Genomic DNA, 25,978 nt, shown 5'->3' on the forward strand with positions numbered 1-25,978 from the left:
TATAACTTTAATCCAGTGGTATAAATACTCCCTTAAAATAAAATATCCCCCTGTTTTAACAGGGGGATATTTGACTAAATGAAGCCAAGTTATTTAGTTTCAATCGGTAGAAGTCTTTCAGAAAGCTCTAAGCTTAGTTCTGGTATTTCTAAGAAGTTTTTGATACCCAAAGCACAAGCGCCCATAACAGTTGCATTTTTACCAAGGTCTGAAATTACAAGCTCACGGTATTGACTCACTGAAGAAGTTAAATTTGCTTTGATTTCTTCAATTGCATTAGGATATAGGTGTAATAGTTCACTGTTTAGCACAATCGTTTCAGGATTATATAAGTTAATGATGTTATTGAGTCCTATAGATACGTGTTTAATAAACGTGTTCATATGTTTGGATACTTCAGGTTCATTTGTTTTAATCCAGTGTTGGATATCTTGATAATTAATATCTTTTTTATTCATTTTCTGAGATAGTAAGGAGAACAAGCTGGCTTCTGAAGCGTATAGTTCCCAACAACCCTTATTTCCACACTTACAAGGCAAGCCATCAGGGAATAACACCATGTGTCCCATTTCGCCTGCGTATCCATGGTAACCTTTAATCACTTCGCCATCCATGATGATTCCAAGACCTATTCCAGAATACATGCTGATGGTTAACAGATTATCTGAATCGTGGTGTTTGAAAATTTTCTCTGAAAATGCGGATAGATTAGCATTATTTTCAATATGTACACTAATTTCTAAGTCTTTTTCAAGGTCAGCTTTTAAGTTCTTGTTACGCCATTGATGTTGGGGAATAAAGAAAATAGTCTCATCCTTACCAACAGTACCATGGATTGCAATTACCACACTAACCATTCCATAACGCATGTTCGTACATTTGCTTTTGTAATATTTGATGTGATTAGCTATTAATTCACGAATCTCATCGTAGTTTGAGGAATTAAGTTCATAGGTATCTGAAATCAAGGGGAATCCTAATAAATCAGATAGTGTATAGGTTATTTGTTTATAATCTAAATCAATACCTAATACGCAGCCTGCTTCGCGATTAAGGGAAAGCATAATCGGCCGTCTTCCTACAACGTTATGTTCTTGTTGGGTTTCATAAACTAGCTCTGTATCTAATAATTCAGCAACCTGAACTGAAATGGTTGCTTTGTTTAAACCTGTGATCTTAGATAATTCTGCTCTAGATATCATGCCAGATGCAACAATTTTACCTAGAATAAAATTTCTGTTTAATTTTTTAATATATGCACCATCGCCAGTGACCATAGTTATCCCCCTTTGTTTTAGTAAGGTTAAATGAAATGTTAATCGTGTTTATAAAAATTAGCTTTGACAAAGGTTAGATGTGAATAACCTTGAGAGTGACTTATTAGAGACCGCCTGAAGTTTTAAAGTGTTTACAATTATAATGATATTAAAGACCATAGTAAGTGCTGAAAGGGGGTTTATTCCGCTTTAGCTCATATCATAACGTACCATCTAGTTTAAAACAACATACTTTAATTCACAACTTTAGGAAGTATTAGACTTATGTTAAGTTGAAATTGAAAAATAAAAATCACTATAATATACATGGAAAAGAGGTTACCACATGAAGACACTCTATTTTGATTGCTTCTCTGGAATCAGTGGGGACATGGTTATCGGTGCGCTTTTAGATGCAGGCGCAGATTTTAATAGGTTAGAAAAGGAATTAAAGAAACTTGAGATAGAGGAAGAGTATAGTATACAACAAAATAAAGTGGTGAAGAACGGTATTACTAGTACGAAATTTGACGTTGTGTTAAACAATCACTCGCAAAAGCATGAACATAGTCACGCTGAAGAGGATGACCACAAGCACTTGCACAGTCATGAGCATACGCATACCCATACACATTCTGATGAAGGTGATCACGAGCATACGCATGCCCATACGCATTCTGATAAAGATGATCATCAGCATACGCATCACCATCATGACCATTCTCATCGTTCTTATCAAGATATAGTAGTCATGATAAAAAATGCTGGTTTTACTGAACAGGTTGAAACGATGGCTTTGAAGATTTTTAAGAAGATTGGTGAAGCTGAAGGACATATTCACGGATTACCCTTGGAAACAGTGCATTTTCATGAAGTAGGAGCAGTGGATTCAATAATTGATATTGTCGGAGCGGCTATCTTAATGAATGATTTAGAGATAAAGGTTGTTAAATCATCATCAGTGGCGGTTGGTTCTGGAAAGATACATATTGATCATGGCGTGTATCCGGTACCGGCTCCTGCAACACTCGAAATTTTAAAAGGAGTTCCTGTTCAACAAAGTGATTTGAAAGCAGAACTAGCAACGCCTACGGGAGCAGCGATAGTGGCCGTATTAACGGAGGAGTTTGGAACCATTCCTTCTATGGAAATAAAGTCAATTGGCTATGGCGCGGGAACTAAAACCTTTCCCAATCATCCAAATGTTCTTCGAGTAATTATTGGAGAAGAATAATTTAATTCTAATTTTGAAAACATTAAATAAAGCAAAAATCGTATTCTAAAAGACTATTGTTTCTAACACAAAATATCATCAACTGTGAAGATTGAAAAGCAACAAATCTTAGGAAAAGAACTAAAGTAAAAAAGGTATATATTTATCAATTATGAAGTTATGGCAAACAAGGCTAGAAATTGATTATAACTGAATAGGAAAGCTCAATCACCCGTTCTAGTAGTGTAATCGAAACTAATAAATCGGGTGATTTTTGTTATAAAACTAATAAAATTATCTCAAAATATAAATTAAAAAGCACGCTCAGTAAATTTATCTTCCGAAGTAAACAATTTGAAGTAATGATTTTTGTATGCCAACCTTATATACTTAAAACAGCTTCACAGAAAGGAATGGCCAGTGTGAATGAACCATTAGTTGTAGGATATCGCTTTCGAGGGAATAATTTTGATATAAATTATCATAGCCATCTAGAACATTATGAGATTTACTTTTTTCATGCTGGTTCATGTCGATATTTAATTAACAATCAAATTTATGATTTGATCCCAGGGGATATTTTGTTAATGGATGGCAAGACACTTCATAAACCAAATGTTGATCCGAGCAGTGAATATGTTCGTAGTGTCGTTCATTTTTCACCAAAATGGATACAAGGTATATTAACAGAGTTAAAGAGTCTACATGTATTAGAAGTATTTGAAAAACTGCATCATTGTTTAATTCGCACCAATGAAAATGATGAATCGAAACGTTTAGAACATATTATTTGGCGACTGGCAGATCTCCAAAACAATTCTAAACGCTACAATACACAGCCAGAAGCAGAAATGAAAGTACTATTAATCGAAATGTTACTTATCGTAAATAGAATTGGTCAAGTCAATTCAAGGAAGATTTTAAGCAGTAGAACGGAAAAAGCCGAGCATGCAGAAAATATTGCGGTCTTTATTCAAAACCATTATACGGAAAAATTGACTTTAGACGGGATAGCAGCTTCACTTAACTTAAGTAAGTCATATGTCTCCCATGTATTTAAGGAAATGACAGGATTTACAGTGATGGAACACTTAATGGGATGTCGATTAACGCAAGTGAAGTACTTACTTGAAATGGAGCCGACGAAACCTTTAAAAGATGTAGCATTTGAAAGTGGTTTTGAAAGCGTTTCACATTTTAGCCGATATTTTAAAGAAAAAGTTGGTGTAACAGCGAAAGATTATCGTCAATTACGTTCACAAATAAATAATTAAAGGAGCATATATATTATGAGAAAAGTGAGACTAGGAATTATCGGTTTTGGAGCACAAGGTAGTGCCTATGCAGGGTTTATTGCAGAAGGTAGAGTTGAAAATATGGATGTAGGTGCTATTTGTGATATTGATCCAGACAAAAAAGCACTAGCAACTGAAAAATATCCAGATATACCATTTTATAATAACTACACGGACATGATTGAAAGTGGCGATGTTGATGCAATTGTTACGTGTGTGCCACATTACTTACATCCGGAAATGGGTATTGCCGCGCTTAAAGCAAATATACATGCATTAGTAGAAAAACCTGCTGGTGTCTATACAAAGCAAGTTAGGGAGCTAAATGAATTTGCCGATACTAAACCCGAATTGACCTTTGGCATTATGTTTAATCAACGGACAAATGAACTTTATCAAAAAGTGAAAGAGATTGTTGATAATGGTGAAATTGGCGCTATCCGTCGTACAAATTGGATTATTACTACATGGTGGAGACCACAAGGTTATTATGACCAAAGTGCATGGAGAGCTACTTGGGAAGGTGAAGGTGGTGGCGTTCTTGTAAACCAAGCACCACATCAACTAGATTTACTTCAATGGATTTGTGGCATGCCAAAAAAAGTTTATTCAAATGTGAAATATGGCTATCAAAGAGATATAGCGGTAGAAGATGAAGTAACGACAATACTTGACTATGGTAACGGTGCAACAGGTGTGTTTATTACATGTACACATGATGTTATGGGAACAGATCGCTTTGAAATACTAGGTGATAAAGGGAAAATTGTTGTGGACGATAGTAAGAAAGTAACGATTAAGCGCCTGAAGCAACCAGAGTCAGAGATGAGTTCAAATATGAGTATGCAAGATGTGATGGAGATCTTTATGGGCAAAGGTCCAGGAGAATTATATGATGAAGAAGTTATTGAATTTGAAAGTGTGTGGGGTGCACAACACACTGCAGTACTAAAGAACTTCGCTGCTAACATTTTAGATGGTACAGCACTTCTTGCTCCTGGTAGTGATGGAATCCATGGTGTTGCATTTGCAAACGCAATTCATCTATCTAGTTGGTTAGGTAAAGAAGTAGAGATTCCAGTAGATGAAGAGCTGTATTTGGCTGAGTTAAATAAAAAAATAGAGGAAGAAAAACGTGCTCCAATCGAAAAATAGATGAAATTTTGTTCATTTAAATAGTTAAAGGGGTTCAGTAGGTAAGCAACTATTATCTAAGAATCCCTTTACTTACTCTTATATAAAAGGGGGGTTAGTATCATGCTGAAAGTAGCAGTTGTAGGTCTTGGCGATATTTCTAACATACACCTGCCCGTGATCGAATCGAATCCCAATGTTGAACTAGTAGCTGTATGCGATACGGAAGAATCGATGAAAGATAATTGGTTAGACACAGGGACGGTGTTTTATGCGGATTATCATGAAATGTTAGCCAAAGAAAGCTTAGATTGCGTACACGTTTGTTTACCACATCACCTCCACTACTTAGTAACAAAAGCTTGTGTAGAAAAGGGCGTGCATGTTTTCCTGGAAAAGCCGTTAGATAAAGATTTGGAGAACGCTATTAAACTAGTACAGTTAGAGCAATCAAACAAGGAAGTAAAGATTTGTGTGTCACTTCAAAACCGATACAATGAGACATTTGTTACATTACAAGAACGAGTTGAAAGTGGTAAATACGGTAAAGTTACAGGCCTTAAAGGGTTAGTAACGTGGTATAGACCGAAGTCTTACTATGCTCAAAAACCATGGCGTGGGAAAATGGCGTATGCCGGTGGTGGAGTAATGATTAATCAATCCATCCATACGTTAGATTTAATGCAACTACTCGGTGGTAGGATTGAAAGAATCAGAGGATCAATCGACCAATTACTAGACTATGATATTGAGGTAGAAGATACAGCTACAGCTAATATCCAGTTTGCTAATGGTGCGAGAGGGCTATTTTTTGCAACGATAACGAATGCCGTCAACTCAAGTGTGGAACTTCAAGTACTATTAGAAAAAGGAAAGTTTACGATAAAAGACAGTGTTTTAACAGCAGTTAATCATCTTGGTCAAAAGGAAAACATTATCGAAGACAAAAAGTTATCTGGTTCAAAGTTTTATTATGGGGCAAGCCATTCAAAATTAATTAATCACTTTTATACATGTATAGAAAATGATACAGATGATTATATACATGTTAGAGATGGACTCCCATCGATGCAGATGATTGATGCAATTTGTAATTCATCTGAAACAAAACAAGAAATGACCATGGAGGTTTGAAAAATGAAAAAGGGTAAAATTGGCGTTCAAATGATGATGCTTAAAGGAAAAGTTGAAGAAATCGGAGCATATGAAACAATGAAAAAGATAAGTGAAATTGGTTATCGCGCTGTCGAAGTTTCCCAGATTCCGATGACAAGTGAAAATGTCGGCGAGTTAAAGCGAGCTAGTAAGGATTTTGATATTAAAATTGCTGCTCTTACTGCGCCTTTAGAACCAATGCTACCTGGTGCACCTGGGGAAACATTAGTTGATAACTTCGACAAAATTGTAAGGGATTGCAAGGAGTTGGATTGTAATTACCTGCGGATAGGTATGTTACCTTTAACCGTTATAGGTGATAAGGAAAAAATTATGGACTTTATTAGTAGAGCAGAAGTAATGGCCAATCGTTTAGCTGAGCATGGAATTGAATTATATTACCATACGCACCATATTGAATTTCAGAGATATGATGGGGAATATTTATTAGATCTTATCAAAAATAATACAACTAGACTTGGGTTTGAACTAGATGTTCATTGGATTCAAAGAGCAGGTGTGAATCCTGTAGAATTCATTAAGAAATATAAAGACCGTATCTCGTTATTACATTTAAAAGATTATCGAATAGGAAGTTTAGATGTTACCGATGAAGATCTTACAGACATGGGCAAATTTTTCGAGAAATTTACCAACCTGATTGAATTTGCTGAAGTTGGTGAAGGAAACCTTGATATGACAGCGATAATTGAAGCAGGACTTGAGAGTGGGGCACAATATTTCTTAGTGGAACAAGATGATACGTATGGTATGGACCCGTTTGATTGTTTGGAACTTTCTGCTAACAACTTAAGAAAATTAGGTTACGCAGATTGGTTCTAAAAAAGAAGGTAATTAATATGTGAATCTACTAATTGGATTACATCTAAGGGGGAAATAGCATGGGTAAAGATGGAATGAATTATGCGCCAAAGGGTAAACCAAATCCAGTTGTAGCAGAGGGAGAATTTGATATAGCGTCTGTTGCGCTCGACCATGGTCATATTTATGGGATGATAAATGGATTAGTAGAAGCTGGCGCAACGTTGAAATGGGTCTATGACCCGGATCAGACAAAGATAGATGAATTTGTTAAGAAATTTCCGAATGTACAGGTTGCTGCATCACTAGAGCAAGTTCTGGATGACCCATCTATTAAACTTGTTGCAGGTGCGGCTATACCATCTAAACGGAGTGCTCTAGGGAATAAAGTAATGAAAGCAGGAAAAGATTACTTTACTGATAAGACTCCTTTTACAACGACGGCTCAATTAGCAGAGACAAAACGTGTGGTCGAAAGAACTGGACAAAAATATATGGTGTACTTCAGTGAACGACTACATGTAGAAAGTGCTGTATTTGCGGGTGATCTTATCAATCAAGGTGCCATCGGACGTGTTATTCAGGTGACTGGCTTCGGTCCACATCGTTTAAATGCAGCTAGTCGGCCCGATTGGTTTTTTAATAAGGAACAATATGGTGGGATTTTATGTGATATTGGTAGCCATCAAATTGAACAATTTTTGTATTATGCAGGTTGCAAGGACGCAAAAATTTTGCATAGTAAAGTAGGGAATTATAATAATCCTGATCACCCGGAGCTAGAAGATTATGGAGACGCAACTTTAGTTGGAGATAATGGTGCAACTCAAATATTTAAAGTAGATTGGTTTACACCGGATGGATTGAGTACTTGGGGAGATGGGCGTACTTTTATTACTGGAACTGAAGGAACAATCGAGATTCGGAAGTATATCGATGTAGCACGAGAAGATACAGGTGATCACTTGTATTTAGTGAATAATGAAGGCGAAAAACACTATCAATTATCGGCTCAAGTAGGTTTTCCGTTCTTTGGAGAACTGATTAAAGATTGTATAAATCGAACAGAAAATGCAATGACCCAAGACCATGCATTTAAAGCAGCTGAGCTGTGTCTTATTGCACAAGAAAAAGCAATAGATGTGACGCGTTAAGATTTAAGAGTTATCTCCTAATGAGAGATAACTCTCTTTGTTATGTACGAGCCCACATAAAGTTAATAATTATCAAAAGTATAGCTGTATTATTTGTAAGTAATCCATTGACTCAAATAAAATATAATGATATTCTTAACTTATTAATTTGTTTACCAAACAAATTAATAAGAGCGTTACTGAAGTGGATTCTAAAAATAATATTTTAATTCAAGTGAATAGTAAAGATAATACAAAAGTAAAGAAACGGAGTGAATATTACTTATGGGTGTTATTCAAGAACTTTTAAAAGGTATTCCCGTCCCAAAAATGGCTAAAGTTAAACAGGAGTTTGATGACTATCAAGTGGACAATCTTGGTGATGTCTTACGAACAGGTTTAGACAGAGAACAAATAAAAAAAACGGTTAAACCAGGTATGGAAATTGCTGTTGCAGTAGGTAGTAGAGGGTTGGATCGTCTCGTTGAAACGACCGCTGTTACAGTAAAATTTCTGCAAGATTTAGGTGCGAATCCGTACATCGTTCCATGTATGGGAAGTCATGGTGGTGCCTCAGATGAAGGGCAAAAAGCAGTACTAGAACATCTGGGTGTTACAAAAGAGAGTGTTAATGCAGAGATTCGTTCTTCAATGGAAGTAATAAAAATTGATGCATTACCTAATGGTTTACCTATCTATATTGATAAGATTGCATCAGAGGCCGACGGTATTGTCGTTATAAACAGAGTGAAACCGCATACTGCATTTCGCGGGCCTGTTGAAAGTGGAATTATGAAGATGATTAGCATTGGTTTAGGAAAACAAAAAGGCGCAGAAGCTTGCCATCAACTAGGTTTCAAGCATATGGCCGAACATGTACCGGCGATGGCGAAAATAATTATCGAAAAAATGCCAATCCTTTTTGCTGTTGCAACTGTAGAAAATGCGTTTGATAAGGTTACAAAAATAGACGTATTGCTTCCGGATGAAATTGAAGAAAAAGAAATTGAATTACAAAAGCTTGCTAAAGAGTCTCTACCAAAGCTCTTCTTTGAAAAGATAGACGTACTTGTTATTGATGAAATAGGGAAAAACATCTCGGGTGATGGCATGGATCCTAATATTACAGGGCGCTATCCTACCCCGTATGCATATGGAGGTCCCGATGTTACAAAAATGGTTGTACTCGATTTAACAGAGAAAACGGAGGGAAATGCCAATGGTGTTGGGACAGCGGATTTCACGACGCAGCGTCTCGTTGATAAAATGGATCGCGATGCAACCTACGCGAATGGGCTTACCTCAACAGTTGTAGGACCAACGCATATATCGACAACATTACCAAATGATTATCAGGCAATACAAGCTGCAATCAAAACGTGTAATATCCTAGATTTTACGAAAGTGAAAATGGTACGTATAAAAAACACACTAGAAGTAGGTGAAATTGAAGTATCAGAATCATTGCTCGATCATGTAAATCAACATCCAAATATGACACAAGTCTCGAATATATATGAGATAAACGTAGGTAGTGACGGTAACTTGAATTAAAAAATAGGGGGAAGATAAGGTGCGTAATTTATTTGATATAACTGGCAAAACAGCAGTAGTTATTGGTGGAAATGGTGTGCTAGGAAGCTCAATGGCAAAAGGACTTGCTGCACATGGTGCCAAAGTAGCCATTGTTGGACGAAATATGGAAAAAGCAGAAGCGGTAACAAAGGAAATTCAAGCAAACGGTGGCGAGGCTAAGTCATTTCAAGCCGATGTTAGCTCTATTGAATCGATAAATAATTTGGTTGAAGAAATCCAAGCGTGGTCAGGTGGATGGGATATTGTCCTTAACGCACCTGGTACAAATAGCGCAACACCATTCTTAGAGCTAGAGATGGAAGAATGGGATCATATTATGGACGTGAACTTAAAGGGACTTGTATTCACGACACAAGCATTTGCGAAACGTATGATTGAAACAGGTAGAAAAGGAAGCTTTATCAACATTTCGTCTGTATCTTCTACAACACCGTTATCTAGAGTATTTACTTATTCTGCCTCTAAAGCAGGAGTAAATAGTGTCACACAATTTTTGGCGAAAGAGTTTGCGCCACATGGCATTCGTGTTAACGCGATCATTCCAGGATTTTTCCCAGCAGAACAAAATCGTAAAATCTTAAGTGAAGATCGAATTGAATCAATCATGAATCATACACCAATGGACCGTTTTGGTGAACCTGAGGAATTACAGGGGGCAGCAATTTACCTAGCATCTGATAAGGCTTCAGGATTTGTGACAGGTTCGCTTCTTCGTGTTGATGGTGGATTTGGTAGTATGACAATCTAACGTATCATATAGATAGATAGAAGTTCTCAGGGTGAAAGGAGATAAAGCAATGCTTCATGAAAAGTATGAAAAATTAACATCTATTCTCCGAGATATGAACAAGGTGGTTGTAGCCTTTTCAGGTGGGGTGGACAGCACTTTCTTGCTTAAGGTAGCTGTCGATACATTAGGAAAAGCTAATGTGTTAGCGGTTACTGCGGATTCTGAGACCTATCCAACGAGTGAATTAGTAGAAGCTAAAGAATTAGCTGCACTGATTGGCGCCAATCACCAAGTAGTTGAAACGTCAGAGCTTGCGATTCCGGGTTATACAGAAAATGATAAGAATCGGTGCTATTTCTGTAAAAATAGTTTGTTTGATCATTTAATACCAATTATGGCTGACAAGGGATTCCGTAACGTTATCTATGGTGTGATAGCCGACGACTTGAGTGAATATCGTCCTGGTATGAAGGCGGCAAAAGAGCAAGGAGTACGTGGCCCTTTACAAGAGGCTAATTTATTTAAAAAGGAAATAAGGCAGCTTTCACAAGAAAGAAGTTTGCCTACATGGGATAAACCATCATTTGCTTGTTTATCTTCCAGGATTGCCTATGGAGAAACGATTACCCAATCAAAACTAACAAAGGTAGATAAATCAGAAGCATACTTGAAATCGCTAGGAATTCGTCAAGTGAGAGTAAGAACGCATGAAGAAATCGCTAGAATAGAAGTAGAACCCAAAGATATGAATATCGTATTAACAAATCACGGAAATATTTCGGAAAGACTTCAAGAATTCGGATACAAATATATTACATTAGATTTGATTGGCTATAAGAGTGGTAGTATGAACAAAGTATTAGCTGCTAATTCGTAGTAAAAGGTTTTGGGCTTATGTAAAGGCCCAAAGCCTTTTTAATAGATGAAAATTGCTAAGGAGGGTACTATTTTGAAAAAATTAGTTATGGGCCTTGATATGGGTACAACAAGTGTGAAAGCAATCATATTTGATTTAGACGGAAACTTAGTTGAAGAAGCGGAAAAAATGATCACCTCTTATTATCCCAAACCGGATTGGGTTGAACAGGACCCGATTGAAATAGAACGGCAGTCACTGGCTGCGATTAAAGAAGTAGTGACAAAAGCAGATGTAAATAAAAATGAATTATTAGGGGTAGGAATTTCGTGTGCAATGCATTCACTTATTTGTGTAGATGAAGGTAATCAACCACTTTCACAAATGATCATTTGGGCAGATGGTAGAAGTAATGAACAAGCAGAGGCGCTTAACAAAACATTTGGAAAAGAAATTTATATGAAAACAGGTACTCCAATTCACCCAATGTCTCCAATGCTTAAGCTACTTTGGATGAAGGAAACGAATTATGAGCCGTATCGTAATGCTGCTTATTTTATGTCGATGAAGGATTTCTTATTGCAAAAATGGTTTGGAAAAAGAGTTATCGATTATTCAATGGCTTCTGCAACTGGGCTAATGCATGTAAATAAGCTGGAATGGGATGAAGAAGTGTTGGAATTAGTAGGTGTTAAAGTAGATCAACTTTCTAGGATTGTACCTCCAACGGAAGTACTCACAGGGATAGATGAAGCTACTGCTGCGGAGATGAATATTTCTTCAAATATACCGTTTGTAATCGGAGCTGCTGATGGTCAATTGGCAAACCTCGGCAATGGTGCGATTTCACCAGGTGAAGTGGCTGTATCTGTTGGGACAAGCGGTGCAATCAGACAATTCACCAAGGGTGCACCGATAAACGAAAAGCAGGAAACGTTTACTTATGCATTTACGGCTGATACCTCTATTATCGGTGGAGCAACCAATAATGGAGGCATTGCGCTACAGTGGTTGAAAGATCTCTTAGAGTTTGATGGAAGTCATGATGCATTTCTTGCTGGTGTAGAAAATGTTGAGGTTGGCGCTAAGGGCATTCTCTTTCTGCCATATATAAATGGGGAAAGGGCTCCATTATGGAACCAAAAAGCAAAAGGGAACTTTTTTGGACTTAGCATTGGTCATAAAAAGGAACATTTGGCTCGTGCGGTACTTGAAGGAATCACATTGAATCTATATCAAATTGGCAAATCATTAGAAGAAGTAGCAGGTAAGCCTGAAAGCATAAGTGTAAACGGTGGATTATCTAAATCACCAGTATGGGTTCAAATGATGGCTGATGTATTCGGTAAGGAAATTCACCTTTCGGATACACACCACAATGCAGCCTGGGGAGCAGCATGGACTGCTTTAGTTGGGATTGGTGAGGTTGATTCTTTTGAAGCCATTAAAGATAACATCCCAACCGGAAAATTAATTCAGCCAAATCAGAGTAATCATGAAGCATACAAAGCAATATATGAGAAGTACGAAAAGATAGCACGAGATTTATCTGTTTACTTTACTTAAAAAAAGGCTTGTTTTTTAAAAGATTGTTGATATTTAGGATAATTCATAGCCTACGACGTACCTACTATGTTGATTTCCACGGCAAATACACTTACTGTTTTAAGAATTAAGTATCTGAATATGATAGAATTGACTAATAGTAACTAAAATTTTCTTTCCGGTTTGTAAATGTATACTACAACAATAAATGAATAAGATTGGCTTTTAATATAAAAGAAATTAAGGTGAGGTAATCATGGAAGATATTCTAAAGCAAGTCCAAGCAGGGACAATAAGTGTTTCAGAAGCGAAAGAAAAGTTGGCAACATATGAGAACTTAGGATTTGCTAAGGTTGACCACCACCGAAAAAAACGGCAAGGGTTTCCAGAAATAATTTATGGTGAGGGGAAATCTACCGATCAGATTATATCCATTATTCAAGCAATAAGGGCAAAAAATAGTGATGTATTGGTGACGCGAATCTCTAAAGATAAAGCGGAAATTGCCTTAGAACAATTTCCTGAGTTTACTTATAGAGAGACTGCAGAAATCCTATTTTGGAAACAGGAAGCGATAGATCAGGATATCTCTACAAAATATATCGCTATTGTTTGTGCAGGCACATCTGACATGAGAGTAGCAGAAGAAGCGGCTGTAACAGCAGAAGCTTTAGGCTGTGAAGTGAGGAAATTTTACGATGTCGGTGTTGCTGGGATCCATCGTTTATTCGATAATATTGAAGAAATCCAGAATGCCACAGTTTCTGTTGTTATTGCTGGAATGGAAGGGGCGCTTCCAAGTGTTATAGGTGGACTCGTTGCCCACCCAGTGATTGGGGTGCCAACTAGTGTTGGTTATGGTGCCAATTTCCACGGTTTATCTGCTCTATTAACAATGATAAATTCATGTGCGTCAGGAATTAGTGTCGTTAATATTGATAATGGTTTTGGTGGAGCTTATAATGCAGCACTGATTCATCGTATAGCACAGAATAATAACAAATAATATGAAAAATACAACAGTATGAAGGGGGCTTTGTCTTTGAATTCATACCCACCTCCAAATCATGAACATATTGATGAACAGATGGTGAAAATGGAAGTAAACCTTGATGATATTCCCGGCGAATGGCTGGGGTACGTAATGGATATTTTATTCGAAGCAGGGGCGAATGATGTTTTCTACACCCCTATATATATGAAAAAAAATAGGCCTGGGGTTCTGCTACAATTACTATGTCATAAAAATAATATGGATCAAATGAAGGAAATCTTACTGAAAGAAACGACAACACTAGGCATTCGTTATTTCCCTATAACTGTACATCGTATGGAACGGAAGTTTATAAAGGTAGAAACAAAATGGGGTGCAATTACAGTTAAGCAAGGGATAAATGATGGAGAAGTCTTCCAAAGCTCACCGGAATATGAAGAGTGTAAAGCAATAGCCAAGCGCCATAATGTTCCGTTGAAAAAGGTGTATGAACAAGTTTGGCAGGCATTAGCGAAGGGAAAATGAATTTGATTTAATGCAGGTCAAAACAGAGTCTATGGTTATAAATTAAAGTACTAAAACAGAATTTTGGTTATAAAGGGGAGCTCCGAAAAAGGGGCTTCCTATTTTGTTGTATTTGTAAAAGTTACCATCTCACCAGATTGATAAATAAATCCTATAATTGCGATAATTATCCTTATATATTTTTCGTTTAACCATTACAATGTATCGTGTAAGCACTTTCATTATATATAAAACTTTGTTCGGGCTTAAACTTAGCACATCATTTTTCTTCAGTATTTATAAGTAGTAAAGAGACAAAAATAATTTACGGAAGAGGTTTAATATGGAGACAGTTAAAACTACAACAAGTGATTATAAGAATAGGGCTAAGCTTTGGCAGATTGGATTTTTTGCATTAAATAATACTGCAACAAATTTATATATGTTTATTATTGGATTTGTATCTTATTATGCAACTGGTGTCGCTGGATTAACCGTTGTCGTTGTAAGTACGGTTTTAATGACAATGAGGGTATTTGATGGAATTACTGACCCAATTATTGGATATATCATTGACAAAACCAACTCGAAGATTGGAAAGTTTAGGCCTTACATGATTATTGGAAACATTATTCTAGCGGGATCAGTGCTAATTATGTTTAATGTAACGCACCGACTTCCAGAGGAATTTCAGTTGTTGTTCTTTATTTTGATTTACGGTGTACACATCATTGGTTATACATGCCAAACAGCCTGTACAAGAGCGGCGCAAACGGTATTAACCAATGATCCGAAACAAAGACCACTCTTTTCTGCCTTTGATGCTTCATACAATCTTGTAGTATTTATTGGCGGACAAGTGCTTGTTGCTTCTTATCTTGTACCAAAGTATGGTGGCTTCAACAACGGGCTTTTCGTTGAGTTGAATACCTACGCGGTAATATTATCTGCTGTTTTCACAGTTTTAGCAGTAATTGCAATTTGGTCAAAGGATCAAACGAAATTCTTTGGTTTTGCTGAAAAAACAGTTAAAACAAAATTTAGTGATTACTGGCCAGTTATTAAAAGAAATAGACCATTGCAAATGTTAGTTATTGCAGCAAGTACGGACAAATTTGCTTTTCAGATTCTAAGACAACCAGCGGTTCCGATCATGTTTTTCGGTATTTTACTTGGTGATTATGCATTAAGTGGTACCATGTCTCTGGTTACAGTGGTTCCAACGCTAATCATTACCTATGTAGGAATTGCTTTTGCTAGAAAAACCGGTTTGAAAAAGGTATTTGTACTTGGAACTTGGGGCGCTTTAGTATTCTTTGCCCTTACATTAGGTTATTTGTTAATGATTGATACCTCGACAATTTCATTCACTAACCTAACCTTTACAACGATCCTATTTTTTAGTCTATATACCGTGGGATATTCCTTTTCTGGGTTCACAGGAAATGCTGTTATTCCGATGATTGCAGATACATCGGATTTTGAAACTCATGTGACTGGAAGGTATGTACCAGGAATGATTTCAACAATATTTTCGTTCATAGATAAAGCGGTATCATCTCTGGCTATTGCAGCTGTAGGTTTTCTGCTAGCGCTTATTGGTTTTCAGGATGAATTTCCGCAAATTGATGAACCATTAACAGATTCACTTTTTACCATGACACTAATCTTGTATTTTGGAATTCCAATAATCGGATGGATTATCTCGTTAATTGCAATGAAGTTCTATGTACTTGATGGAGATAAAATGAAACAAATTCAGCAGGAAATTGCTGAGGTTAAACAACATTATGTTGAAAAAGATGCTATACCTTCCTTATCAGATGAAGACGATAAGAAGAAATAACTTAAGCTCTGATTCCAGAGAAGCTAAGAACGTAAATTATCACTTGATACGCTAGTTTTTCTAATAAATCTGACTTTCAACTAAGGAAAGAATGCGTCTATACTAGCGTTGGAAATATACGTAGATTCCCGTGCCTACGGAAAGCGAAGTATATTTCCAGAGCGAGATGTTACACCACATTTTCTATTAACTGCGAAGATTAAGAATAAAAAACTTATTAAATAAACCTGGAGGGAATATCGATGAGAAAATTAATTAACTTTAACGAAGACTGGAAATTCATAAAGCAAGATGAAGAAAAAGCGATGGGCAAAAAATATAATGACGAAAATTGGCTAGAAGTTAATGTACCACACACATGGAATGCAATTGATGGAGCAAATGGGTTTGATTTTTATAAAGGTGCATGTTGGTACCGCAAAGAATTTGTAGTTGATACTTTAGAGGAAGATAATAGAGTGTTTATTGAATTCAACGGTTCAAATAGCATTACAGATGTGTATGTAAATGGCCATCATATGGGACAACACAAAGGTGGTTATTCCATCTTTAGATTTGATATTACAGATGTAATCGAATTTGGACAGAAGAATACAATGGCGGTAAAAGTGGACAACACGGTAGTTGATGATGTGTACCCGCAAATGGCAGACTTTACTTTCTACGGTGGGCTCTATCGTGACGTGAATCTTCTTATTACCAACCACGTGCATTTCGATTTATTGGATTATGGGTCCAAAGGTATTTATATCGTTCAAGACGATGTTTCAAGAGAAAAAGCTAAACTAACAATCAAGTCAAGATTAGTAAATAACAAAGAACAAGAGGAAAAAGTTAGACTTTGGATAGATCTTTTAGACGCAGAAGGTAACAAGGTAGCTTATGGTGTACAAGAAGTGGTATTAGCAGCAGGAGAAACAAAAGTGATCGGCGTTCCTGTAGTTATCGAAGAGCCAACATTATGGAATGGCAGAAAAGACGCTTATCTATATGAAGCAAACGTGACGATGCAGAGCTTTAACGATACGATCGATGAACTTAAAATACCGTTTGGTGTCAGATACTTCGAAGTTGATCCAGCTAAAGGATTCATCTTAAACGGAGAGCCTGTTAATTTAAATGGTGTTTCTAGACACCAAGATAGAAAAGATATGGGTTGGGCTATCACGAATAAAGAACATAAAGAAGATATGGAACTAATTAAAGAAGTAGGGGCAACATCAATTAGATTAGCGCACTATCAACACGATCAATATTTCTATGATCTGTGTGATGAAGAGGGTATGGTTGTCTGGGCTGAGATTCCGTTTATTTCGGTTATGTCAAAGAATGAACTAGAAGGAATTAATGCAAAACAACAGATGATTGAGTTAGTTCGACAAAACTTTAACCATCCATCAATTATGTTCTGGGGAATTCAAAATGAAATTCAAATTAGCGGGGAAAGACCGGAACTAAGAAAACTTGTTAAAGAATTAAATGAATTAACAAAACAAGAAGATCCTACTCGTTTAACAACAATGGCAAACGTTATGTTCGTGAAGGATAACGATGAATATAACGATGTGACTGACACGATTGGGTATAACAAATATTATGGTTGGTACAATGGAGAAGCAGAAGATTTCGCAGGATGGATCGATGGATTCCACGAGACGAACCCTAATGTAAGTATGGGAATTTCTGAATATGGAGCAGAGGGTATTTTGCAATACCACACAAATGATCCAAAAGTAAAAGATTACACGGAAGAATATCATGCACTATATCATGAAAAGGTTTGGAAAATATTCTCGGAACGTCCTTTCCTTTGGTCAACATATGTATGGAATATGTTTGACTTTGGTGCCAACATTAGAGACGAAGGTGGCGTGAAAGGAAGAAATAATAAAGGCTTAATCACATACGATAGAAAGGTTAAAAAAGATGCTTTCTATATGTATAAGGCACATTGGTCTGATGAAAAATTTGTCCATATTACAAGTAAACGATTTGTTGATCGTGCAGATGATACCATCACTGTGAAAGTTTATTCCAACTGTGAAGAAGTGACGCTTTATGCTGATGGTGCGAAGTTAGCTACCAAAACAGGTCCAGAACGTATTTTCATCTTTGAAAATGTTTCGATTAAGGATGGATTCAACGAAATTAAAGCAGTAGCTAAACAGGAGAAAACAGTATTTCAGGATATAGCGCACTTTAATAAAGTGAAGGAGCCAAATTCAAGTTACGTATCTCCAGATGAAGGTGGCGGACCAGTAGCTAATTGGTTTGAAATGCCAGACTTAGCTGATGTTGAAATCGAAGAACTAACTATAACTGATGATGTGTACTCAACAGGTAATACGTTTAGAGAGCTGTTAGCCAATCAAGAAACGAAGGCAGTTGTTGATAAATACCTGCCAGGCATTGAAGACCACTCTATGTTTGGAATGTTAGAAGGCTTTGTGGTAGAAGATTTAGCCCAATTAGCTCCAGAACAATTTAATGATAAGATGTTGTACACACTTAATAAAGAGTTGACCAAAGTTAAAAAATAATAATTAGGCATGGGCGTGGTTGTTATAATAATTCGGTTCTAACTGTAAAGTGTAAAAGTGGCTTTCATTGACACTATATAAAAGTGCTTGTAGTCTATAATTAGAAGGTATTTTAGTATTAAACCAACGAGATAGTTAAGGTTTTTTAGAAAATTATGTGCATCAAAATTTCAAAAAATATATAAAGTGAGGCGATTGACATGAATGAAGCAATCAATAAGAAGGATCAACGTCTTGGAGAAATAATTTCAGATATGCGTCGTGTGCTGATAGCCTTTTCTGGAGGCGTCGATAGTACATTACTGCTTAAGAGAGCACAACAAGAGTTAGGTGATAATGTTATAGCTGTGGTTGTATCTTCTGAGTTATTTAGAAGTGAGGAATTTGAAGCTGCTATTCAATTAGCAGAGAGTATCGGTGTTAAGGTTCATCAAACTGAAATAAAGGAATTAGAAAATCCAGATATCACTGCCAACACACCGGATAGTTGGTATCATAGTAAGAAGATGCTTTATAACCAGTTAACACAACTGGCTCAAGAGCTTGGCTATCATTATGTGTTGGATGGAATGATCATGGATGATATCGATGATTTCAGGCCTGGTCTTAAAGCAAGAACAGAAGCGGGAGTTCGTAGTGTCCTGCAAGAAGCAAGACTATATAAGGATGAGGTTCGATCGCTTTCTAAACAGCTTAACTTACCAGTTTGGAATAAGCCGGCATCATGTAGTCTAGCATCTAGAATTCCATATGGCACAACGATTGATAAATACAAAATTGATCAAGTTAACCAAGCAGAGTTGTTTATAGGCAAGTTGGGATTTAATTTAGTCCGTGTTCGCTATCATGATAACGTAGCACGTATTGAAGTGCCGTCTAAGGACATTGCAGAATTAGCAAAGTATCAAGATGAAATATACAAAAAAATCCAATCACTCGGCTTTTCTTATGTTTCGGTAGACTTAAAAGGATATCGTACCGGAAGTATGAATGAAGTTTTACCAGAGGATTCAGATAAAACAGAAGCAAGTTAGATGGTACATCTTAATAATAAATATAAAAATGCCAGCTTCGACATCGAGGCTGGCATTTCTATAGGTTAATTATTTTCGATATATTGGGATGGCGTACAACCAGTTTCTTTTTTAAAAACTCTTGCAAAGTAAGATGAATCTTCATAGCCAATTAACCAAGCAACTTCTTCAACTGAAATATTCTCATTCTTAAGTAAATATTTAGCTTCTTCGATTCGAAGCATTTGTTGATAGGCTGTAATTGTCCAATTTGTCTCCTGTTTAAATTTTCGTGATAGATGACTTGGATGCGTGAAACAGAGTGCAGCAAGCTCATTTTTATCTATTTTTTTATCGTAAAAAATCATAAGATATTCAATTGCTTTTTGTGTGACTTTAGAATATTTGTTCAGTGAATTTGAAATAATCAGGTCACTATATTCCTCAATCATCGCATCCTGGAGGCTTTGTAATTTTGATACCTGGTTTGTATTTTCAATTTGGTGTGCAAATTTTTCAGACATACGGTGTATGAGGATGGTGGGTACATTTCGTCGACCAGCTGCAGATCTTAGCAGCGTATTTAAGACAATATTTAAGTTTTTCAAGCGACGTAATGGTTGGCTCGGTAAACGTTCAGAGAAAGAAAAGATACCTTCATGAGCATATAACGTACTTAAAGCCTTTGATTTATTGCCTTGTTCAACAGCATGAATAAAGTCGCTTTCAACCTTATATCTAATTTTTATAAGGTCGCCATCTTCAACGAGAGATGGGCTTGTGCGATTAACTTGGGTAGTTTCGCTTTCTTTAATTGCTTCTATTCGTATCGGTTTGTTATCTGTTTTAATAATCTGGTCAAAAACTTGAAGAATGCTAGAGATACTATTTATTTTGTCGGAGTTTAACACTTGTATTTGATTACAGAACCTTCTCAAATCATTGCTTTGATTGTTACTTAAATTATATTTTCTACTCAATTGGTATAAATCCGGAATTAGTTCCATGTATGGACCTATAATAACCAAATAGTTTTCAGCTTCATTAAAAGTACAAGCTAAATAATGTAACCCCCACTCATTCGTGTAAGCATATAATTGATTTTCTGAAAAAGTTATTTGTTGGTAGAAATAAATTATGTCCTTCTCACCAGTACCAGGCATGAATTCTGGTATAGAATCTTTTTCGTTATAAAAAATGAAGTCAGCTTCATTTTTTATAATATAGGTGTTTAAGTTAGTAATATGATGTAGTTTCAGAGCAGCGGATACGTGGTTCGTTTGTTCCATTGTAAAATTACTCCCTTGCCTAAGTTATAGAAAGCGCTTAAAGCAAACGTTATATTTATCCTTAAAATATTATAATAATCCTCTTGGGATGTTTCATATCTATTATACTTTAAATATGAAATCGTTTGCAAATAAAGGGGGGGGCAAACGAACCAAATACTAACGCGACTATCCGGCACGTGGTTTAAGTAATGTCAGTATTTAACACGAGGCTGTTTCATTTGTGCAACAATGATTCCGATAAGGATGAGTGATGATCCTATAATGACCCCTATTGTTAGTTGTTCTTTTAACAACAAGCTGCTAAATAAAAGACCAAAAATCGGTACGAGCAATGTGGATATCGTTGCGGTCACCATATCAACAACACTCATTATCATGAACCACACTGTAAAACAAAAGGCCGAAGCAAGGACTCCTGTAAACAAGATATAGTATATACTATGAAAGTTGATCTCAATAGAATGTCCTGATTCCATTATTAGCGTAACGATAAATATACCAACAGCACCAAATAACATTTGAAAGGCGGAAGCTTGAATTTTGGGAAGTTCTTGGACCTTCAAGCGATAATAGATGTTTGATATCGCCCAGGATATGGCGGCAATAATGATTAATAGCTCCCCAAAGATGACTTCAGCGTTTTGACCGGTAAAAATATCCCACCCTAAAATGGTGAGTAAGCCAATCATACCTATTATCAGCCCAGTTGTTTTCAAGGGAGTTAATTTTTCGTCTAAAAACTTAACGGCAAGTAGGCTACTCCACATGGGCATGGAATACAAAAGAACGGAGGATTTTCCCGCACCAACAAACATTAAGGCGAACATCACCAGCAAAAAAACGACGGCCGTTTGCAAAGTACCGATAATAAAAAGAGGTTTCCAATATCGCTTTTGAGGAAGTCCCAATTTGAACAGCCAACAGATAAGTAACAGAGTGATGGCGCCGATTCCAAATCGAAACGATGAGAAAGTGAGTGGCCCCATATATTCAAGCGAAGCCTTCATCAACACCCATGCATAGCCCCATAGAATAGTGATTGTTAAAATACCACCCCATACAAGCCCTTTATTATTTACTATAGATTGGTTAGAGTTCCTTTGTTTAGTCATGTTTTCTCCCCTAATTTAAGTGTATATACTAGATTAACATAATTCTTTAAGCTGGTGTAACCATCAAATAGTTTTGAAAACTTGTTACTCATTAATGTGATAAAAATCCACGTGTAATCAAGCTTATTGGAAAAGTTACTGATAATGGTAGGTCTAGTTTATACTAGTGTTGAAATTAGAAGATAGTGAGGTTATTAGCGTTGTTATATGTTATTCTTGTACTTTATTTAAACAAAAAAACAGTAAGTGATTGGCAAAAAAATAGATAGAGGTGTAAGTATGAAAAAAGTAATTTTCATTGATGTGGATGGTACGCTGATAAATGATAATGGTGTGGTTCCAAAATCGGCTGAAGTTGCTGTTCGAAAAGCTAGGGAAAATGACCATCTTGTTTTTATATGCACGGGTAGGTCTAAAGCCGAACTATTTCCTGAAATCCTAGACATTGGTTTTGATGGTATTATCGGCTCAGCTGGTGGCTACATCGAGATGGGTGAAACAATACTGTTTCATGAGCAAGTAAAAAAAGAGGACGTTCAACATCTTGTGGCGTTTTTCACGAAACATGGAATAGACTTCTACTTGGAATCAAATGGCGGATTATTCGCCGGGGGAAACTGTAAAAAGCATATCCAAGCTATAATAGAAAATCTAATAATAGAAAAACCTGAAGCGAAAGAAGAAATTGAAAAAGGAATCCAGCCATTTCATGATATTTTAATTGAAGGTGAAGATTTATTTAGAGACGATATTAATAAGATTTCCTTTTTAGGGTCAGATATTCCGTTCGAGGTTATTAGAAAAGAATTTGAGTCAAAATTCACTGTGATACCTAGTACGGTGGAATTTTTTGGTGATAACAGTGGAGAGTTATCAATCCCTGGTATCCACAAAGCAACTGCCATTGAAAAGCTACTACAGCATTTAAAAGTAAGTAAAGATGATACTTTTGCATACGGAGACAGTTATAACGATTTAGAAATGCTTGAATTTGTTCAACACGGTATTGCGATGGGTAACGCAAAAGAAGTGGTAAAAAAAGCCGCTGATGATATTACTGATTCACATGATGAAGATGGTATTTACAATAGTTTTAAAAAGTATGGATTGATTTAAAATCATATATGGGTTTAGAAAGACAAAAAAATTTCATTCGAGTCATTTGAAATGTGGAAGTATAGAGTCATCACCCTCTATGCTTTAATTAACTATAGCTATCGTTGTATTTTTTACTAGGAAGTTTATTACTTGGGCGACCATTGCCTTGATTCTTCTTGTTTTTTTCACCCTTTCTCTGGTTTTCATTGAATTTATATGAAAGGGACAATTAATCTAGTAGAGTAAAAAGGAAAAGTGTAACCTATACAAACGTTAAGAATGGCAAAATGAAGTGAGAGAGAGATTGTAAAAAACAAAAAATGCATGGATCAATTTGATCCATGCATTTTATAGGTGTTACACTTCAGCAGTTTGACCTGCACGCGCCTCTTTTTGATTAAATAGACCTTTTAGATAAGGCATTGCATAACGGTCTAACCCGAATTTTCCAGCATTCGCTCCGGCAACAAGAACGAGGACTCCTAGTAGAATCATTTGCCCATTAGTGCTTACAGTGCCACTGAATAAGAATGAGAAGTTCATTATCAGACCCATTAGTACTGCGAAGTTAGTGAATAACCCAAGAATCAGTGCTGCCCCAACTAGGACCTCACCCCACATAACTAAGAATGAGAAGACTTCTGCATTTGGTAAAGCAACGTTTTCTAAAAATACTGCCCACCAGCCTTGTACAGCTGGGTTTTCACCAGTAGAGTTTGCAATAGCACCTTGTAGAAATCCACTAGCATCAAAACCACCACCGGTAATTTTCCCCCATCCACCAGTAATCCAGGAATAACCAATATAAATTCTAATAATTGCCAATACACCACTAATGATATTATTTTTTCTTAAAAGTTCTAACATGATAACCACTCCTATATATTATTTTTTGTTCATTACTTCACAAGATGTGGTTCAAGATATCTTGTTTGTTTTCTATATTTATATAATAACATGTTAAGAAAGTATGTAAAATATATTTGTGCATAACTTCACAATTAGTTAACAAATTTTTGACAAGTCCGTGAACGCTTGTTTTATCTGTTGACAATCGAGGTTAACTCATTTGCAAAGAGACTTTTCTTTGGGAAATCCAATACAATGGATCACGTCACCGACTAAACTCTGTATGCATAGGCTATAAGTAAAGGAGGTAAGCAACTTGGAATTAACGATTTCCCATTGGCTCTACGGTTTGTTCACATTATTAATAATTATTACAATGATTTTTCGTAAGGGTGTTGTATTTCCCACCCTACTTGGAACATTTGTGGTCGCATGGGTTTACCAAGGAAGCGTTGTTGACGGTTTTACTGCGATATTTAATGCAAACCTTGTGGCGGCTAAAGAGTTATTTAATATTTTCCTAATTATCACCTTTATGGTGGCTTTGTTGCACTCATTAAAGGATTTAGGTGCGGACATCCGTATGATTAAACCGATTGAAAAATTCATGGTTAACGGTCATGTTGCTTTTTTTGTTTTAATTGCTGTTACTTATATTATTTCATTGTTTTTCTGGCCTACACCAGCGGTTCCACTGATATGTGCATTGTTAGTCCCAGCTGCTGTTCGTTCCGGTTTACCAGTTATGGTTGCAGCGATGGCTGTTGCTCTTGCAGGTCAAGGTATGGCATTGTCATCAGACTACATTATTCAGGTTGCACCAGGTTTGTCTGCAAAAGCAGCAGGTGTTGCAACATCTAGTTTAGCAAATCAAGCGCTAATTTTATCGTTTATCACCGGAGGTATTGCAATAGCTCTAGCTTATTTCTTTAATAGGAAAGCAATTCGCTTGAAAAATGATCCTGAAATTGATAAGGAACTAGCAATGATGCAAGGGATGAAGGAGGAAGGCACAAAGAAAACGGAAAGTAAGCATCTTCCAATGTGGGGTAAGATATTCGCTGTACTAGTTCCAGTGTCAATGCTACTCGTTATGATTTTCATGGTATCAACTAAATTAACTGGTGGGCGTATGGGAGGTTTTGAAGGAGGAGATGGCGCTGCCTTTATAGGTGGAGTAGCTGTAATTCTCCTACTACTTTCAACGTTCGCTTTTGGTCAACACAGAGCTTTAGACTATATTAGTGAGCATCTTATTGAAGGTTTTGTGTTCGCATTCAAGGCAATGGGTCCAGTTATTCCAATTGCAGGTTTCTTCTTTCTAGGAAGCTCTGATTTTGCTGGTAGTATCTTATCGATTGGTGACGTCGATCCACCTGCGTTGCTGTTTGATCTAGTACAATCAAGCCAAAGTTTTTTACCGCAAAGTTCGATGTTAGCAGCATTTAGCATTCTGATAATTGGTATTATTACCGGTTTAGATGGATCTGGATTTTCTGGTTTACCTCTAACTGGCGCATTATCAGGGGCACTTGCAAATGGTACAGTTGATCCTACAACACTTGCTGCAATTGGTCAGATGGGTTCGATTTGGACTGGTGGAGGTACAATTATTGCTTGGTCTTCTCTAGTGGCTGTAGCTGGTTTTTGTGGGGTTCCAGTAATGGAGCTAGTCCGGAAAAACTTTGGTCCTGTTATGATAGGCTTGGTAGTTTCAACGCTGTTAGCAATATTGATTTTTTAGAGATATATGAACATTGAAAGGAAGCAGAGAACCGTCCCTTGCTTCCTTTCAATATTCATATACGTACAACTATGAAAATGAATAAAATTTTTGTTAAGTTTATCGGTTGTTAATGTGTTAATTATGTAGTATTCTTATTTTTAGTAGTCTTAATTGTCTTTAATGTAAACGGTTACTACTTATAAGTACATGTTTGACAGGGGCGGTGTAAGAAAGTAATAAGGATTTCATATATTAGATTTATATAGGCG

22 protein-coding genes are annotated in these 25,978 nt (G+C 36.4%); 17 read left to right on the forward strand and 5 right to left on the reverse strand.

Annotated elements, in window-relative coordinates; genetic code table 11:
• Window positions 1–89 precede the first annotated feature (89 nt).
• Entirely contained in the window at window positions 90–1,277 is a 1,188-nt protein-coding gene (locus D2K60_RS00585; protein WP_117168059.1) for an ROK family transcriptional regulator, read from the reverse strand.
• A 325-nt stretch (window positions 1,278–1,602) separates the two neighbouring features.
• Here D2K60_RS00585 and larC point away from each other — a divergent pair, with 325 nt between their 5' ends.
• The 15 genes from larC (at window position 1,603) to larE (D2K60_RS00660) (ending at window position 19,653) form a co-directional block, all read left to right on the forward strand.
• On the forward strand, window positions 1,603–2,490 hold the full coding sequence (gene larC, locus D2K60_RS00590) for a nickel pincer cofactor biosynthesis protein LarC (protein ID WP_117168060.1): 888 nt from the start codon (window positions 1,603–1,605) through the stop codon (window positions 2,488–2,490).
• Between the two features lie 401 nt (window positions 2,491–2,891).
• Complete coding sequence (locus D2K60_RS00595) at window positions 2,892–3,743, forward strand: AraC family transcriptional regulator (protein WP_162880656.1); 852 nt, start codon at window positions 2,892–2,894, stop codon at window positions 3,741–3,743.
• A gap of 15 nt (window positions 3,744–3,758) precedes the next feature.
• Window positions 3,759–4,919, forward strand: a complete 1,161-nt coding sequence (locus D2K60_RS00600; protein ID WP_205418566.1) for a Gfo/Idh/MocA family protein — start codon at window positions 3,759–3,761, stop codon at window positions 4,917–4,919.
• 102 nt (window positions 4,920–5,021) lie between these two features.
• The gene (locus D2K60_RS00605; RefSeq protein WP_117168063.1) at window positions 5,022–6,032 is read left to right on the forward strand and encodes a Gfo/Idh/MocA family protein; all 1,011 of its coding nucleotides are present in this window, start codon (window positions 5,022–5,024) and stop codon (window positions 6,030–6,032) included.
• A 3-nt stretch (window positions 6,033–6,035) separates the two neighbouring features.
• Window positions 6,036–6,896 (forward strand): sugar phosphate isomerase/epimerase family protein, encoded by an 861-nt coding sequence (locus tag D2K60_RS00610; RefSeq protein WP_117168064.1) that lies wholly within the window; start codon window positions 6,036–6,038, stop codon window positions 6,894–6,896.
• A 59-nt stretch (window positions 6,897–6,955) separates the two neighbouring features.
• The gene (locus tag D2K60_RS00615) at window positions 6,956–8,029 is read left to right on the forward strand and encodes a Gfo/Idh/MocA family protein (RefSeq protein WP_117168065.1); all 1,074 of its coding nucleotides are present in this window, start codon (window positions 6,956–6,958) and stop codon (window positions 8,027–8,029) included.
• Window positions 8,030–8,293: 264 nt separating this feature from the next.
• Entirely contained in the window at window positions 8,294–9,562 is a 1,269-nt protein-coding gene (locus D2K60_RS00620) for a nickel pincer cofactor-dependent isomerase, group 22 (protein ID WP_117168066.1), read from the forward strand.
• Between the two features lie 19 nt (window positions 9,563–9,581).
• Complete coding sequence (locus tag D2K60_RS00625) at window positions 9,582–10,352, forward strand: SDR family oxidoreductase (protein WP_117168067.1); 771 nt, start codon at window positions 9,582–9,584, stop codon at window positions 10,350–10,352.
• A gap of 49 nt (window positions 10,353–10,401) precedes the next feature.
• Window positions 10,402–11,211 carry an ATP-dependent sacrificial sulfur transferase LarE gene (gene larE, locus D2K60_RS00630; protein ID WP_117168068.1) on the forward strand — a complete coding sequence of 270 codons (810 nt, stop codon included), beginning with the start codon at window positions 10,402–10,404 and terminating at the stop codon, window positions 11,209–11,211.
• A 72-nt stretch (window positions 11,212–11,283) separates the two neighbouring features.
• Window positions 11,284–12,756 (forward strand): gluconokinase, encoded by a 1,473-nt coding sequence (locus D2K60_RS00635; protein WP_338048321.1) that lies wholly within the window; start codon window positions 11,284–11,286, stop codon window positions 12,754–12,756.
• A 232-nt stretch (window positions 12,757–12,988) separates the two neighbouring features.
• Window positions 12,989–13,741, forward strand: a complete 753-nt coding sequence (gene larB / locus D2K60_RS00640; protein ID WP_117168069.1) for a nickel pincer cofactor biosynthesis protein LarB — start codon at window positions 12,989–12,991, stop codon at window positions 13,739–13,741.
• Between the two features lie 36 nt (window positions 13,742–13,777).
• Window positions 13,778–14,254: a nickel pincer cofactor biosynthesis protein LarC2 gene (larC2, locus tag D2K60_RS00645; protein ID WP_117168070.1), complete on the forward strand. Its 477-nt coding sequence runs from the start codon at window positions 13,778–13,780 to the stop codon at window positions 14,252–14,254.
• A gap of 322 nt (window positions 14,255–14,576) precedes the next feature.
• Window positions 14,577–16,079: an MFS transporter gene (locus D2K60_RS00650; RefSeq protein ID WP_117168071.1), complete on the forward strand. Its 1,503-nt coding sequence runs from the start codon at window positions 14,577–14,579 to the stop codon at window positions 16,077–16,079.
• A 242-nt stretch (window positions 16,080–16,321) separates the two neighbouring features.
• Complete coding sequence (locus D2K60_RS00655; protein ID WP_117168072.1) at window positions 16,322–18,619, forward strand: glycoside hydrolase family 2 protein; 2,298 nt, start codon at window positions 16,322–16,324, stop codon at window positions 18,617–18,619.
• A 200-nt stretch (window positions 18,620–18,819) separates the two neighbouring features.
• Window positions 18,820–19,653: an ATP-dependent sacrificial sulfur transferase LarE gene (gene larE / locus D2K60_RS00660; protein WP_117168073.1), complete on the forward strand. Its 834-nt coding sequence runs from the start codon at window positions 18,820–18,822 to the stop codon at window positions 19,651–19,653.
• A 65-nt stretch (window positions 19,654–19,718) separates the two neighbouring features.
• Here larE (D2K60_RS00660) and D2K60_RS00665 read toward each other — a convergent pair whose 3' ends face one another.
• Both D2K60_RS00665 and D2K60_RS00670 read right to left on the reverse strand, forming a co-directional pair.
• On the reverse strand, window positions 19,719–20,921 hold the full coding sequence (locus D2K60_RS00665) for an AraC family transcriptional regulator (RefSeq protein WP_117168074.1): 1,203 nt from the start codon (window positions 20,919–20,921) through the stop codon (window positions 19,719–19,721).
• A 194-nt stretch (window positions 20,922–21,115) separates the two neighbouring features.
• The gene (locus tag D2K60_RS00670; protein ID WP_117168075.1) at window positions 21,116–22,036 is read right to left on the reverse strand and encodes a DMT family transporter; all 921 of its coding nucleotides are present in this window, start codon (window positions 22,034–22,036) and stop codon (window positions 21,116–21,118) included.
• A 279-nt stretch (window positions 22,037–22,315) separates the two neighbouring features.
• Here D2K60_RS00670 and D2K60_RS00675 point away from each other — a divergent pair, with 279 nt between their 5' ends.
• The gene (locus D2K60_RS00675; RefSeq protein WP_117168076.1) at window positions 22,316–23,152 is read left to right on the forward strand and encodes an HAD family hydrolase; all 837 of its coding nucleotides are present in this window, start codon (window positions 22,316–22,318) and stop codon (window positions 23,150–23,152) included.
• 88 nt (window positions 23,153–23,240) lie between these two features.
• Here the strand turns inward: D2K60_RS00675 and D2K60_RS00680 are convergent, their stop codons facing one another.
• Window positions 23,241–23,363, reverse strand: a complete 123-nt coding sequence (locus D2K60_RS00680) for a DUF4023 family protein (RefSeq protein ID WP_117168077.1) — start codon at window positions 23,361–23,363, stop codon at window positions 23,241–23,243.
• Window positions 23,364–23,491: 128 nt separating this feature from the next.
• On the reverse strand, window positions 23,492–24,001 hold the full coding sequence (locus D2K60_RS00685) for a DoxX family protein (protein WP_117168078.1): 510 nt from the start codon (window positions 23,999–24,001) through the stop codon (window positions 23,492–23,494).
• 298 nt (window positions 24,002–24,299) lie between these two features.
• Here D2K60_RS00685 and D2K60_RS00690 point away from each other — a divergent pair, with 298 nt between their 5' ends.
• Window positions 24,300–25,727 carry a hypothetical protein gene (locus D2K60_RS00690; protein ID WP_117168079.1) on the forward strand — a complete coding sequence of 476 codons (1,428 nt, stop codon included), beginning with the start codon at window positions 24,300–24,302 and terminating at the stop codon, window positions 25,725–25,727.
• The last annotated feature ends 251 nt before the right edge of the window (window positions 25,728–25,978 follow it).

This window comes from Paraliobacillus sediminis, from assembly GCF_003426055.1.